Here is a 13,526-nt window from a genome sequence, read left to right on the forward strand (position 1 = left end):
CTATCTGATATTTCACAATGTCGCTAGATGGATCGCCTTATGCAAATTGTCGACTTCAGAATCACCCGCTTTCAGTTTGACAGGGATCGCCTGATAGGCGACAGCCAAATTTCGTCCAATGAGGTTCACGCCGCAAGCCTCGAATTGGTGGGAAATGACGGTAGCGTTGGGTTGGGCTTCGTGAATTCGGTCATGGCCAGCCTACCGGACGAGAACGAAATCGCCCGCGTGTTCGCGCTCGAGGCCTGGCCTGAGTTGGAGGGACAGATCCCGGCGGTCTTGGCTCACCGTCAACTCATGCGCCGCGGCGGCAATCGCCGAAAAATGAGCCTGCCCTTCGAGGATGCCATACAACAGGCCATCTGGGATATCTACGCGAAATCAATAAAACTGCCCCTGTGGAAACTGCTGGGCGGTGTCAAAGAAAAGGTGCGCGCTTATGCCAGCGGCCTGGATTTTCACCTTTCGGACCACGACTTTTGTCAGATCTTCGCCAGAGCGGCGAAAGATGGGCATACGGCGTTCAAGATCAAAGTGGGTCATCCCGATGTCCAGCGCGATGTACACCGGCTTGATCTGCTGAAAAGCACGGTCGGGCCGGAGGCGATCGTCATGGTCGACGCCAACGAGGCCTGGACGCCCAAGCAGACTCTGCGAGCGCTCGATCTATTCCGCAAGGCCGGACATAACATTTTTTGGGTCGAGGACCCCATTCCGCGGGACGACATGGCCGGGTTGCGCCTGCTCCGCGGCGGGAGCGGCACCACTTATCTGAATACCGGCGAATATCTCGACGTTACCGGGAAGCGTTCGCTGATCGATGCGGGCGCCGCCGACATCATCAACGTTGGCGGCCAGATCACCGATGTCATGCGATTGGGTTGGTATGCCGCAGAAAAGAATGTCGAACTCGCGCTCGGCAACAGCTTCCTTGAAGTCGGTGTGAACCTCGCCGTCGCACTGCCGGAAGTGAATTGGCTGGAGTACAGCTATCAGAACCTTGATCACCTGGTGAACAAGACCTTCGACATCCGCGACGGCTACATCTTCCCCTCGAACGAAGCCGGGCACGGTCTGACGCTGAGCGAAGAAGCGCGAAAAAACTGGCGGCGTCCTTCTCCCGTTGGCGCCGAGAGTGGTGAGGCAGATGTTCGTGTTGGCTTGGCAAAGGTGGGTGCACGATGAAACTTCTACGCTACGGCGAATCGGGCCGGGAAAAGCCGGGCATGCTCGATGCACAGGGTCGTATCCGCGACCTCTCCTCCATCGTCGACGACATCGCCCTCGATGCGCTCTCGGCTCAAGGCTTGGCGCGCCTGCGCGCGATCGATCCGGCAAGCTTGCCGCTGGTCGAGGAAACAGTTCGTTACGGCGCCTGTGTCGCACGCGTCGGCAAGTTCATCTGCATCGGTCTCAACTATGCGGATCACGCTGCCGAGACGGGTGCCGCGATCCCGGAAGAACCGATCATCTTCCTCAAGGCGACCTCCGCGATATGCGGCCCCAACGACAAGGTGCTGAAGCCGCGCGGCTCGACCAAGCTCGACTGGGAAGTGGAACTCGGCATCGTCATCGGCGAACACACATCGTATGTCACGAAAGATCGGGCGCTGGACCACATCGCCGGATATTGCGTCATCAACGACGTGTCCGAGCGCAACTTCCAGATCGAGCGCGGCGGTCAATGGGACAAGGGCAAGGGCTGCGACACTTTTGGTCCGATCGGGCCCTGGCTCGTGACCCGCGACGAAGCCGGCGACGTCGGCGATCTGAAAATGTGGCTCGACGTCAACGGCCGGCGCTACCAGAACGGCTCGACCAAGACGATGATCTTCAAGCCCGCGTTCCTGGTCCACTACGTGTCCCAGTTCATGAGCCTGCAGCCCGGCGATGTGATCTCCACCGGTACACCGCCTGGCGTTGGCTTGGGGCAAAAGCCGCCGGTGTACCTCAATGCCGGCGATGTGATGGAACTCGGCATCGAAGGCCTGGGCGCCCAGCGACAGGTGGTCGGCCAGGCCTGAGCGATGATCATCTCGGGGCCGAGCGACTATCGCGAAGCGGCGCGCCGAAAGCTGCCGCCGTTTCTGTTCGACTATATCGACGGCGGCGCCGGCGACGAGGCGACATTGCGTGCCAACCAGGACGGCCTTGCTTCAGTGAACCTGAAACAACGCGTTCTGCGCGATGTCGCTAGCCTTTCGCTGGGGACGGAACTCTTCGGCGAGCGCTTGGCCATGCCCGTGATCCTGGGCCCGGTGGGCCTGAGCGGAATGTATGCGCGCCGCGGAGAAGTGCAGGCCGCGCGAGCGGCAAGGGCGGCCGGAATTCCGTACACGTTGTCGACCGTGTCGGTGTGCAGCCTCGAGGAGGTCATCGCCGCCAACGGCGCACCGATTTGGTTCCAACTCTATGTGCTCAAGGATCGAGGCTTCATGAGGGACGCGCTGCGGCACGCAGAGGCTCTCGGTGTGACCAAGCTCGTGTTCACCGTCGACATGCCCGCACCTGGTCCGCGCTATCGCGACGCGCGTTCGGGCATGAGCGGACGTTTTGCCGGGGCACGTCGCTTGTGGCAAGCCGTTCGTCATCCATCCTGGGCCGTCGATGTGGGGTTGTTGGGACGGCCGCACGATCTCGGCAACATCTCGCGCTATCGTGCGAAGCCGGCGGGATTGAACGACTACATCGGCTGGCTCGGCGCGAACTTCGATCCATCGATTTCCTGGGCCGACGTCGAATGGATTCGCGACGTCTGGAAAGGCAAGATCATCATCAAGGGCATATTGGACGCGAACGATGCGCGCGATGCGCAGCGCTTCGGTGCCGACGGCATCGTCGTATCGAATCATGGCGGTCGCCAACTCGAAGGCGCTTCGTCGACCGCACGAGCGCTGCCGGCCATTGCCGATGCGGTCGGTGACCGTCTGACTGTGCTGGCCGATTCGGGAGTCCGGTCAGGAACAGACGTGCTGCGCATGCTGGCTCTCGGCGCCAAAGGCGTACTCCTGGGCCGCGCTTATGCCTATGCACTGGCCAGCGCCGGCCAAGCCGGTGTCGCTCGCCTGCTGGGCATGATCGAAAAGGAAATGCGGGTTGCAATGACGCTTACCGGCACGGCTTCGATAGATCGTGTCGACCGAACCGTTCTGGCCTGAATTGCAGCGTCCTATGAGCCTGGCCGTCGACGCCCATCAGCATTTCTGGTCGCTCGCCCGAGGAGACTATCCTTGGCTCACGCCAGACCTCGGCTTGCTTTATCGCGACTACCTTCCCGCGGATTTGGAGATGCCGTTGAAGGCATCGGGCATCGGACGAACGATCCTGGTTCAAGCCGCGCCGACCGAGGCTGAAACCGCCTTCCTGCTGCAACTTGCCAATCAATACCCGTTCGTCGCCGGTGTCGTCGGCTGGACCGACCTCGCCGCGCCGGATGCGGCGAAGACCATCGAGCGGGCCGCGATGAACCCGAAGCTCGTCGGCTTTCGCCCGATGCTGCAGGAGATGGATGACGCCGCCTGGATCTTGAGCGCCAATTTGCGACCGGCGCTGCGCGCGATGGCCAAAGCGGGCCTGTGCTTCGATGCACTGATCAGGCCGCAGCAGATAAAGGTCATCGAGACACTGTTGTTGCACCATCATCCGGATCTCAAGCTGGTCGTCGACCATGCAGCCAATCCGCCGATCGGAGAGGACCTGACTTCGTGGGCCACCGACATTCGTCGACTTGCGGCCAATACGCGAGCCTACTGCAAGTGGTCGGGGCTGCTGACGATCGCACCCGGACGCGTCAATCGCGGGCATTTGCACCGCGTGTTCGATGTGCTCATCGAGGCGTTCGGACCCGAGCGGCTCATGTGGGGAAGCGACTGGCCCGTTCTCAATCTCGCCAGCTCGTACGACGACTGGCTGTTTGAATCCACCATATTGTTCGCCGGGCTCACGGTGGCACAACAGATTCGCATCACATCGCAGACAGCGGCGGATTTTTATCTGGCATCACGCTCCGACGTCGGTAAAACACGCGCGGGCGTCGCGAGCCAATTTACCCAAGCAATGCTCCACTCTTCCTACTAAGACGAGGATCGGCACGTGAACGACAACATCAATTTCGACAGGCGCAAGTTGCTGGGAAGTGCGCTGATCGCCGCCGCCGCGCAAGCGCTGCCGGCGGGCAGTTCGGCGGCCGAGCCTCGCAGCCATGCCGAGGACAAGGCGCCAGGCGCAAAGCGCTCGGTCATGGGATTGGTCAAGCCCAAGATGGACAAGATTCGCTTCGGCATCATCGGAGTCGGCGAGCGCGGCGGCTCGTTGACCAAAACCCTCCTGCCGGTCGAGGGAGCCGAAATCACGGCCATATGCGATATCTACGCGCCCGCGCTCGAGACGTCCGTGGCCGTGGTCGAAAAAGCCACGGGCAAACGCCCGGCAGCGATCAGCGGCGGCGTCGAAGCCTTCAAGGGACTCATCGATCGACACGACGTCGATGCGGTGATCATCGCGACGCCGTGGGAATGGCATGCGCGCATGGCGCTCTACTCGATCGCGGCCGGCAAGGAAACCTTTGTCGAGGTGCCTGCGGCGACGACGATCGAAGATTGCTGGGCGCTGGTGGAAGCCGCCGAAGCCAAGCAAGTGAACTGCATGATGATGGAGAACTGCTGCTACGGCCGCAGTGAGCTGATGGTCCTGAACATGGTCCGCGCCGGCGTGTTCGGCGAATTGACCCACGGCGAAGGCGCGTACATCCACAATCTGCGCTACAAGCTGAAAGACTTCATCGGCGAAGGCACGTGGCGAGCGGAGTGGTACACCAAGCGCCGCGCCAACTCGTACCCGACGCACGGCCTCGGCCCCATCGCACAGTACATGAACATCAATCGCGGCGACCGCTTCGACTTCCTCGTGTCGACGAGCTCACCGGCCCGCAGCTGGGGCGCCTATGCGGAGCGGGAATTTCCGGCGGACAGCCCGAGGAGAAAGCAGCACTTCGTGATGGCGGATATGAACACCTCCATCATTCAAACGGTGCAGGGCCGAAGCATCATGGTGCAGCACGACGTCAGCACGCCGCGTCCCTACAGCCGACACAATCTGATCCAGGGCGTCAAAGGCACCTTCGCCGGATATCCCGATCGCATCGCGATCGACAAGGGCGGCAATGAGTTCGAAGAGTGGACCACCGATCTTACCGAGTACAAGAACAAGTACGACAGCGTGCTGTGGAAGAACCTCGAGAAGGAGATGCGCGCATCGCCCGACGCGCATGGCGGCATGGACTTCGTCATGCTGTGGCGGATTGTCTATTGCCTGCGCAACGGACTTCCCCTGGATCAGAACGTGTACGACGGCGCAGCGTGGTCGGCACCGTTCGACCTCAGCGAGCAATCGGTTCGCGATCGCAGCCGGCCGAAGGATTTTCCTGATTTCACGCGCGGGCAGTGGAAATCGGCGCCGCCGCTGACCATCGAAACATGAGACAGGTCCGGCGCGGAGCCCTCGCCGGCCGCTTCATGGCATGAATATGCGAACAACGATGGTCCTCGGCCAGCCGTCCTGGCACATCGCCTCGTCCGAGGTTGAGGTGTGTATCACCGAGCTCGGCGGGCATGTCGCGCCCGTGACGTTCGATCGCGAAGGCGGCCGATTCGCGCCGATGGCGGTGGCACCGTGGGCACAGGAGCCGATCGATCCCGCGTTGCCCGCGTGCATGCGCTCCTTGCGCGGCGATTTCTTCTGCCTGCCCTTCGGCGGCAATGCCACGTCGTTCAATGACGAACAGCATCCCCCGCACGGCGAAACCGCGAACGCTCACTGGACGTTCGAAGACCTCGTGCAAAACGGCGATCGCACGACCTTGCATCTGAGCATGCAAACGCAAGTGCGGCGGGGCCGCGTCGACAAACACATCTCGCTCGTGGACGGCCACAACGCGGTGTATTCGCGCCACACCATCTCCGGCATGTCCGGGCCGATGAGCCTGGGCCACCACGCGATGTTGAAGTGTCCCGAGTCCGGCGGCGGGCTGATCTCGGTCAGTCCGTTTCGGCTCGGTCAAGTCTATCCGGAACCGGTGGAGCGACCCGAGAACCGCGGCTATTCGTGCCTGCTGCCGGGTGCCCAGTTCCGTTCGCTCGCCGAAGTGCGCACCGTGTTCGGCGGCAACGCCGACCTGAGCCGCTATCCCGCGCGGCGCGGCTACGAAGATGTCGTCATGCTCGTCGCCGAGCCCGATCTTGCGCTGGCGTGGAGCGCGGTCTCGTTTCCCGCGCAAGGATATGTCTGGTTCGCGCTGAAGGACCCACACGTCCTGCGCCAGACCCTGCTCTGGTTCTCCAACGGCGGTCGCCACTTTGCGCCGTGGGATGGACGCCACGTCGACACTTTGGGCGTCGAGGAAGTGACCTCGTACTTTTTCTTGGGTCTGGCCGAATCGGTGCGTCCCAATGCACTGTCCCACGCGGGCTATCCGACCTCGCTGACGCTCGATCCGAACCAGCCGCTCGAGGTCAACTACATCATGGCCGCGGCGCGGATTCCCGACACCTTCGGCCGCGTGGCCGACATCGTCCCCGCGCCCGAGGGCGTGGTCCTGCACTCCGAGTCCGGCCAGCACGTTCACGCCAAGGTGGATCTCGCGTTTCTGCAGAGTGCGAACGCATGACCGCCATCGTCCATCACCACATTTATTCTGAGAGAGGCTCGACCTATGTTTGATCTTCGAGGCAAGGTGGCGCTGGTCACCGGCGCCGGTTCCGGCATCGGCGCGGCGATCGCTCGCGCATTTGCAACACAAGGCGCGACGGTCTACATCGGCGATCGCGACGCGGCCGCTGCGCGAACCGTCGTGGAAGAGATCCGCGCGACCGGCGGTGTAGCGGTGGTGTGCACGCTGGATGTCGCCAACGCCGATTCCTGCCGCGCGGCAGCCGACGCCATCTTCGCCACCCACCCGCAAGGACTCGACGTCCTCGTGAACAACGCGGGCATCGGCCACGTCGGCACGATCCTGCAGACCGAGGAGGCCGACATGGATCGGCTCTACGCGGTGAACGTGAAGGGCGTGTTCTTCCTGTCGAAGATCTTCCTGCCGAAGATGATGGAGCGCCGATCGGGCTCGATCATCAATCTCGCCTCGATCGGCGGCATCGTTGGGGTGAAGGATCGGCTCGCCTACTGCACGACCAAATTCGCCGTCGTCGGCATCACCAAGACCATGGCGCTCGATCACGCCGAGTCGCAGGTGCGGATCAACTGCATCTGCCCGGGCCGCGTGGAGACACCGTTCGTGCAGGCGCGAATCAAGGAGTACCCGGATCCGGCCAAGGCCTACAAGGAAATGAGCGCGACGCAGGCGTTGGGCCGCATGGGCTCGCCCGAAGAGATCGCTGCGGCTGCCGTCTATCTCGCCAGCGACGAATCCGCCTTCGTGACCGGATCGGCGCTGATCATCGACGGCGGCCTGAGCGCCGGCAAATAAGAGAACGACATGACTGCGGAATTTTCCAACAAAGGCGTCGTCGTTACCGGTGCGGCCAAAGGCGTCGGCGCGGCGGTGGCCGAGGCGTTCTGCCGCGAAGGTGCGCGCGTCGCTCTGATCGATGTCGATGTCGCCGCGGGCAGCGAACTGGCGCGGACTCTCGGTCCGCGCGCACACTTTTTCCAGGCGGACGTCTCAAGCGCAGCGCAAGTGGATCAGGCGCTGCAGCAAGCGGATCAGACGCTCGGCGGGTTTCACATCCTCGTCAACAACGCCGGCATCCAGACCTACGGCACGGTGACGGAAACCAGCGAAGAGGTCTGGGATCGCACGCTCGGCGTGAACCTCAAGAGCGCGTTTCTGTGCGCGAAGGCGGCGTTGCCGGTCATCCAGCGCGAAGGCGGCGGCGTCGTCATCAACATGGCCAGCGTGCAGAGTTTCCTGAGTCAGCACAACGTGGCCGCCTACACCACGAGCAAGACCGCACTGCTCGGACTGACGCGCAGCATTGCGGTCGACTACGCGCCCAAGGTGCGCTGCGTCGCGGTCTGTCCCGGCACGATCGACACGCCGATGCTGCACTGGGCGATCCAGCAATCGCCCGATCCTCAGGAGGTGCTCGAGGAGTGCAAGCAGATGCATCCGCTCGGCAGGATCGCCACTCCGCAGGAAATCGCGGAACTGGTGCTGTTCCTGTCGTCGGACAGGGCAGGGTTCATCACCGGACAGTACTACCGCATCGACGGTGGTCTCGGTATCAGCGTGGCAGGGAGTAAGAGAGCATGAAGATTACGAACATCAAAGCAACCACGGTCACCGTCCCGCTCGAGGCGCCGCTGCGCCACTCGGTCGGCTCGCACTGGGGCCGTTTCGTTCGCACCATCGTCGAAGTCGAGACCGACGAAGGCATCATCGGCCTCGGTGAGATGGGTGGCGGCGGCGAGTCCACCGAAGCGGCGATCAACGGCCTGAATGCGTATCTGATCGGGCACGACCCGCTGCAGCTCGAACAGCTGTACTGGAAGATCTGCAACCCGACCGCCTCGCTCTACAACAACCGCGCGCAGATGCACGCGGCGATCGAGTTCGCCTGCATCGACATCATCGGCAAGAAGCTCGGCATCCGTGCCTGCGATCTGCTCGGTGGCGCGCTGCGTGAAGAGGTGGCGTTCGCTTCCTATCTATTCTTCCGCGACTTCGACAAGAAGACCGGCAAGGGCGGGGAAGAGACGGCCGAGCAGATGGTCGCGCACGCCAAGGCGCTGAAGGCCGAGCACGGATTTACTGCACACAAATTGAAGGCCGGGGTGTTCACGCCGGATCACGAGCTCGAAGTGTTCCGCGCCGTCGCGAACACGTTTCCGAAGGATGGCGTGCGCATCGATCCGAACGGTGGCTGGAGTGTCGAGCAGGCGATCCGCTTCGGCAAGGCCATCGAGGATTTGAACAACGACTACTACGAAGATCCCGCCTGGGGTCTGGAGGGCATGCGCCGCGTGCGCGAGTTCGTGCGCATCCCGACCGCGACCAACCAGGTCGTGGTCAACTTCGAGCAGCTCACGCAGAACGTGCGTGCGACCGCGGCCGACGTGGTGTTGCTCGACACGACGTTCTGGGGTGGCTTGCGCCAGGCGTGGCTCGGCGGCGTGATCTGCCAGAAGTTCAACATCGGCGTCGCCGTGCACAGCTCGGGCGAACTCGGCATCCAACTCGCGACGATGCTGCACCTCGGCGCCGCGCTACCGAACCAGGTCTTCGCCGGCGATGCGCATTACCACCATCTGACCGACGACATCATCAAAGGCGGCAAGATGAAATACCGCGGCGGCAAGATCGCCGTGCCGCAGGGGCCGGGTCTGGGCGTGGAGCTCGACCGCGACAAGCTCGCCCAATACGCCGAACTGTACAAAGAACTGGGCGGCTATGCCTACGACCGCGATCCGGCGCGGCCTGGCTGGTACGCCGTGCTGCCCGAGCAGCGTCATGCCGCTCTGCGAAAAGGATGATGCTTGGGCATGGCCGGTGGAGTTCCAAACATGAATAGCGTTCTGCAGTGCAATGATGTGGTCGGCGAGAGCGTCGTCTGGTGCGAGCGTCGGCAGACGCTGTTTTGGGTCGATATCGTCGGACGACGGCTTCATCGTTTTCATCCCGCGAGCGGGACACACGTGGTCCGTGCCACCGCCGAGATGCCCACTTCGATCGGCCTGCGCGAGGATGACGGTGCGGTCATCGGCTTCCGTCATGAAGTTGCGCTGTGGGATTTCGAAGATCGCTTCGAAACGCTCGCGCTCGTGGAAGCGGACCGACCCGATAATCGGCTCAACGAAGGTTGTGTCGCCCCCGACGGAAGTTTCTGGGTCGGCACGATGCAGAACAATGTGGATTCTCACGGCGGGCCGCTGCCGATGTCCGGGCGTCGCGGCGCGATCTACCGCATCGACGGCGCGGGTTCGGTACGTGCGCTGACGGGGCCCGAGTTCGGCATCACGAACACGTTCGTCTGGTCGAACAACCAATTCGTCACCGCCGATACCCTCGAGAACGCGCTCTACGCTTACGCCTGGGACGGCGCGAGCAGCGTGACGGGTCGGCGCAGTTTCACGCCGGCGTATGCGAAGGGTCTCCCCGACGGCTCCTGCCTCGATTCCGAAGGCTTCGTTTGGAACTGCCGCGTTGCCGGCGGCGGCTGCGTGGTTCGTTTCGCACCGGACGGACGTGTGGATCGCGAAGTCAAGGTGGGTTGCGACTCCCCGACCAGTTGCACCTTTGGCGGTGAAGACTTTTCGACGTTGTTTGTCACCTCATCGAGATTCGGCATGCAAGCGGGTCAATTCGACGAGAGCTTGGAAGGCAGCTTGTTCGCCCTTGACGTCGGAGTGCGCGGACGCCCGGCCAACCGATTCCGCCTCGCAAAGCGCTGAGGCGGCCCGCCGCTACCTGCACGCCAATATCGAACTACGGAAATCTTTGATGCCATCTGTATCGCACGACTGCGCCGCACTGCTGAAAACGATTGGACCGATCGCGTTTGGCGGCGCCAATCTCGGCAATCTGTATCGACCGATTTCCGACGAGCATGCCGAGCGCACTCTCGCCGCCGCACTCGAAAGCGGGATTGGCTATGTAGACACCGCGCCCTTCTATGGCTTCGGCCTTTCCGAGAAACGGATCGGGCGAATCCTGGCAAAATATGACCCGGATGCCCGCATCGTGCTATCGAGCAAAGTTGGCCGCCTGCTCGAGCCCGATGCGGATGCCGACCTCGACGCGGTGCGCTCCGGTTTCGTCTCCCCGGAACCGTTCCGGCCCGTATACGACTACAGCTACGACGCGGTGATGCGATCGTGGGAAGAGAGCCGTCGCCGGCTGGGGCGCGAGCGCATCGACATCCTGTTCGTCCATGATCTTGGCGAGCGCACTCATGGCGCGGATCACCCGCATCATTTCCGCACCTTCATGGAGGGCGGTTATCGCGCCTTGCGCGAGCTGCGCGATAGCGGCGAAATTTCCGCTTTCGGGCTCGGGGTCAACGAAGCGGAAGTCTGCGTCGAGGCGCTCGCGCACGGCGATTTCGACGTGATGCTGCTTGCCGGCCGTTACACGCTGATCGAGCAGGCGCCGCTCGACACGCTGTTTCCTCTTTGCATCGAACGCGACGTGCGGCTGGTGATCGGTGGTCCCTACAACAGTGGCATTCTCGCGACCGGTTCGGCCAAGGCCAGCCGCTACGACTACGGTGCCGCGCCTGCGGCGGTGGTGGAAAAAGTGGCCGCGATCGAGCGCATCTGCGCGGCTCACGACGTCCCGCTTGCGGCTGCGGCACTGCAATTTCCGCTTGGCCACCCCCAGGTTGCCGCAGTACTCCCCGGGCTTGCCAACGAAGCGCAGACACTTGCCTCGCTGCGCCTCGTCACGACGCCGATCCCCGCCGATTTTTGGGCCGAACTCAAGCATACCGGCCTTCTGCGCGCGGATGCACCAACGCCGCCGAGCGTGGTCGAAGCTCACGCGGCATCTGTCTGATCGAACCGATTCCTCAGGAGTAAGCATTTCATGAGCCAGCCAGATTCCGTGTCGCGCCGTCAGTTCTTGTGTGAGGCCGTTTGCGCCGGTCTTCTTGTGGCGACCGGCATTCATGCCAATGTCGCGAGCGCATCGGTTGACACCGCGGCATCGGCAGAGATTCACGTCAACGCGGCGAATGGCGACGACTCCGCGCCAGGCTCTGTCACGCAGCCACTGAAGACGATTTCTGCCGCGGCCGCCAAAGCCATGCCCGGCGACACCATCGTCGTCCACGCCGGCGTGTACCGCGAGTGGGTGAGACCGCCGCGCGGAGGCACGTCCGACAGCAAACGCATCACCTACCGCGCAGCGCCAGGCGAGAAGGTCGTCATCACGGGTTCCGATTCCTTCACCCATTGGGAGAAGGTCTCCGGCGACACGTGGAAGCTTGTTATCCCCAACGCCTATTTCGGCGCGTTCAATCCTTACGTCGAAAAAGTAGGCGGAGATTGGTTTGACGGCCAAGGACGCGACCACCGGCGCGGCATGGTCTACGTGCATGGCGAATGGCTCCCGGAGGCCCTGGATCTCGACGCGATGACGAAGGTGGCAGATGGAAGGCCGGCCTGGTTCGCGCTCGTGGATCAGGGCAAGCAGGGTAGGGAGCACGGGAGCACGACCATTTATGCACGCTTCCCCGCGGCCACCGATCCGAATTCCGGTGCCGTCGAAGTCTGCGTGCGCCCCACCGTGTTCACGCCGGAAAAAATCGGCATCGACTACATCACCCTATCCGGTTTCGAACTGCGCAACGCCGCAACGAACTGGGCCGCACCGACCATGGGCCAGCGCGGTCTCGTCAGCGCCTACTGGAACAAGGGCTGGATCATCGAGAACAACGAGATCTGCTATTCGCGCTGCTCCGGCGTCGCGCTCGGCAAGTACTCCGACGAGTTCGACGGCAAGCGCGGCACCACGGACGGCTACTACCTCACGATCAACGACGCACTCAAGACCGGCGGTTGGACGAAGGAGAAAATCGGCTCGCATATCGTGCGCAACAACCGCATCCATCACTGCGGTCAGACCGGCGTCGTCGGCAGCCTCGGCTGCGCCTTCAGCCAGGTGGTCGGCAACGAGATCAGCGATTGCAACACGCAAGACATCTGGGACGGCGCGGAGATGGCCGGTATCAAGTTCCACGGTGCGATCGATGTCGTCATTGCCGACAACCACATCCATCACATCGGCAACGCGGGCGGCATCTGGCTCGACTGGATGGCGCAGGGTACGCGCATCACCGGCAATCTTTTCCATGACAACAGCCGCGACCTCTTTACCGAAGTGGATCACGGCCCCTTTCTCGTCGCCAACAACCTGTTTCTTTCGCCTCGCGCTTACCTGGCGAACTCCCAGGGTGCGGCTTTCGCGCACAACCTCGTCACCGGCAGTCTGCAGATACTTCCCGACGAGCGCCGCACGCCGTACATGAAGCCACACGCCACCGATCAGATCGCCTTGCACGACAATCCCGTCGGAGACGTCCGCTGGATCAACAATATTCTTGCCAAGGGTGTCGAACTCTTCGGTTACAACGCGGCCGGCAAGGGCTGGGAATGTCACATGACCGGCAATGTCTTCGCGAAGGGCGCATGGGGATCGCGTTTCGACAAGGACGCCCTGAATGCGCCCGTCTTCGATATCGGCACGAAACTCGTGCAAAAAGCCGACGGCTGGTACCTCACCCTCGCCACAGACGCAAAATGGAAGCAGGCCGTGAAGCGTCCCCTCGTGACCACCGCCCTGCTCGGCAAAGCGAAAATTCCGCAGCAGGAATACACGCTCGCCGACGGCTCGCCGATGATGATCGATACCGACTACCTGGGCGCCAAGCGCGACACATCGAATCCGTTTCCAGGCCCCTTCGAAAGCCATCTGAACGGTGAGGTCAAGGTCTGGCCGAAAGCTGGTCACACTGGCAGTTGAAAATCCGAGATGGGTTGCACAATGAACCCGCGCTTTGCGCGGGTTTTTGTTT

Annotated in this window: 12 protein-coding genes; all 12 read left to right on the forward strand. The window is 62.5% G+C overall.

The annotated features are described in order from the left end of the window. The first annotated feature begins 39 nt into the window (after nt 1-39). Genes F455_RS0107370 through F455_RS0107425 form a run of 12 tightly spaced genes read left to right on the forward strand, consistent with a single transcriptional unit; the run spans nt 40 to nt 13,474 of the window. Nucleotides 40-1,185, forward strand: a complete 1,146-nt coding sequence (locus F455_RS0107370; protein WP_051084167.1) for a mandelate racemase/muconate lactonizing enzyme family protein — start codon at nt 40-42, stop codon at nt 1,183-1,185. Then, the gene (locus F455_RS0107375; RefSeq protein WP_026293167.1) at nt 1,182-2,024 is read left to right on the forward strand and encodes a fumarylacetoacetate hydrolase family protein; all 843 of its coding nucleotides are present in this window, start codon (nt 1,182-1,184) and stop codon (nt 2,022-2,024) included. The genes F455_RS0107370 and F455_RS0107375 overlap by 4 nt, the downstream gene beginning before the upstream one ends. Before the next feature lie 3 nt (nt 2,025-2,027). Further along, nucleotides 2,028-3,158, forward strand: a complete 1,131-nt coding sequence (lldD, locus tag F455_RS0107380; RefSeq protein WP_018972642.1) for an FMN-dependent L-lactate dehydrogenase LldD — start codon at nt 2,028-2,030, stop codon at nt 3,156-3,158. A 13-nt stretch (nt 3,159-3,171) separates the two neighbouring features. Beyond that, nucleotides 3,172-4,077, forward strand: a complete 906-nt coding sequence (locus F455_RS20055) for an amidohydrolase family protein (protein ID WP_018972643.1) — start codon at nt 3,172-3,174, stop codon at nt 4,075-4,077. Nucleotides 4,078-4,092: 15 nt separating this feature from the next. Continuing rightward, nucleotides 4,093-5,478 carry a Gfo/Idh/MocA family protein gene (locus tag F455_RS0107390; protein WP_018972644.1) on the forward strand — a complete coding sequence of 462 codons (1,386 nt, stop codon included), beginning with the start codon at nt 4,093-4,095 and terminating at the stop codon, nt 5,476-5,478. Nucleotides 5,479-5,518: 40 nt separating this feature from the next. Beyond that, nucleotides 5,519-6,664 carry a hypothetical protein gene (locus tag F455_RS0107395; protein ID WP_157578516.1) on the forward strand — a complete coding sequence of 382 codons (1,146 nt, stop codon included), beginning with the start codon at nt 5,519-5,521 and terminating at the stop codon, nt 6,662-6,664. 45 nt (nt 6,665-6,709) lie between these two features. Continuing rightward, a complete protein-coding gene (locus F455_RS0107400; RefSeq protein WP_018972646.1) occupies nt 6,710-7,480 on the forward strand; it encodes an SDR family NAD(P)-dependent oxidoreductase in 771 nt (256 codons plus the stop codon). Between the two features lie 9 nt (nt 7,481-7,489). Next, nucleotides 7,490-8,266, forward strand: coding sequence for an SDR family NAD(P)-dependent oxidoreductase (locus F455_RS0107405; RefSeq protein ID WP_018972647.1), 777 nt, complete (start codon nt 7,490-7,492; stop codon nt 8,264-8,266). After that, nucleotides 8,263-9,486, forward strand: coding sequence for an enolase C-terminal domain-like protein (locus F455_RS0107410; RefSeq protein WP_018972648.1), 1,224 nt, complete (start codon nt 8,263-8,265; stop codon nt 9,484-9,486). Before F455_RS0107405 ends, F455_RS0107410 begins: the two co-directional genes overlap by 4 nt. Nucleotides 9,487-9,516: 30 nt before the next feature. Next, nucleotides 9,517-10,404, forward strand: coding sequence for an SMP-30/gluconolactonase/LRE family protein (locus F455_RS23425; protein WP_026293168.1), 888 nt, complete (start codon nt 9,517-9,519; stop codon nt 10,402-10,404). Between the two features lie 49 nt (nt 10,405-10,453). Continuing rightward, nucleotides 10,454-11,506 (forward strand): aldo/keto reductase, encoded by a 1,053-nt coding sequence (locus F455_RS0107420; RefSeq protein ID WP_018972650.1) that lies wholly within the window; start codon nt 10,454-10,456, stop codon nt 11,504-11,506. 30 nt (nt 11,507-11,536) lie between these two features. Then, nucleotides 11,537-13,474 (forward strand): right-handed parallel beta-helix repeat-containing protein, encoded by a 1,938-nt coding sequence (locus tag F455_RS0107425; protein WP_020684059.1) that lies wholly within the window; start codon nt 11,537-11,539, stop codon nt 13,472-13,474. The last annotated feature ends 52 nt before the right edge of the window (nt 13,475-13,526 follow it).

It is taken from the genome of Rudaea cellulosilytica DSM 22992 (genome assembly GCF_000378125.1).
In the GTDB taxonomy this organism is placed as follows: domain Bacteria; phylum Pseudomonadota; class Gammaproteobacteria; order Xanthomonadales; family Rhodanobacteraceae; genus Rudaea; species Rudaea cellulosilytica.

Bases quoted from the DNA above. Each gene is read 5' to 3' on its own strand.
- F455_RS0107420 (WP_018972650.1), top strand. From the start codon at position 10,454: ATGCCATCTGTATCGCACGACTGCGCCGCACTGCTGAAAACGATTGGA.
- F455_RS0107405 (WP_018972647.1), top strand. From the start codon at position 7,490: ATGACTGCGGAATTTTCCAACAAAGGCGTCGTCGTTACCGGTGCGGCC.
- F455_RS0107400 (WP_018972646.1), top strand. From the start codon at position 6,710: ATGTTTGATCTTCGAGGCAAGGTGGCGCTGGTCACCGGCGCCGGTTCC.
- lldD (WP_018972642.1), top strand. From the start codon at position 2,028: ATGATCATCTCGGGGCCGAGCGACTATCGCGAAGCGGCGCGCCGAAAG.
- F455_RS0107410 (WP_018972648.1), top strand. From the start codon at position 8,263: ATGAAGATTACGAACATCAAAGCAACCACGGTCACCGTCCCGCTCGAG.
- F455_RS23425 (WP_026293168.1), top strand. From the start codon at position 9,517: ATGAATAGCGTTCTGCAGTGCAATGATGTGGTCGGCGAGAGCGTCGTC.
- F455_RS0107425 (WP_020684059.1), top strand. From the start codon at position 11,537: ATGAGCCAGCCAGATTCCGTGTCGCGCCGTCAGTTCTTGTGTGAGGCC.
- F455_RS20055 (WP_018972643.1), top strand. From the start codon at position 3,172: ATGAGCCTGGCCGTCGACGCCCATCAGCATTTCTGGTCGCTCGCCCGA.
- F455_RS0107370 (WP_051084167.1), top strand. From the start codon at position 40: ATGCAAATTGTCGACTTCAGAATCACCCGCTTTCAGTTTGACAGGGAT.
- F455_RS0107375 (WP_026293167.1), top strand. From the start codon at position 1,182: ATGAAACTTCTACGCTACGGCGAATCGGGCCGGGAAAAGCCGGGCATG.
- F455_RS0107395 (WP_157578516.1), top strand. From the start codon at position 5,519: ATGAATATGCGAACAACGATGGTCCTCGGCCAGCCGTCCTGGCACATC.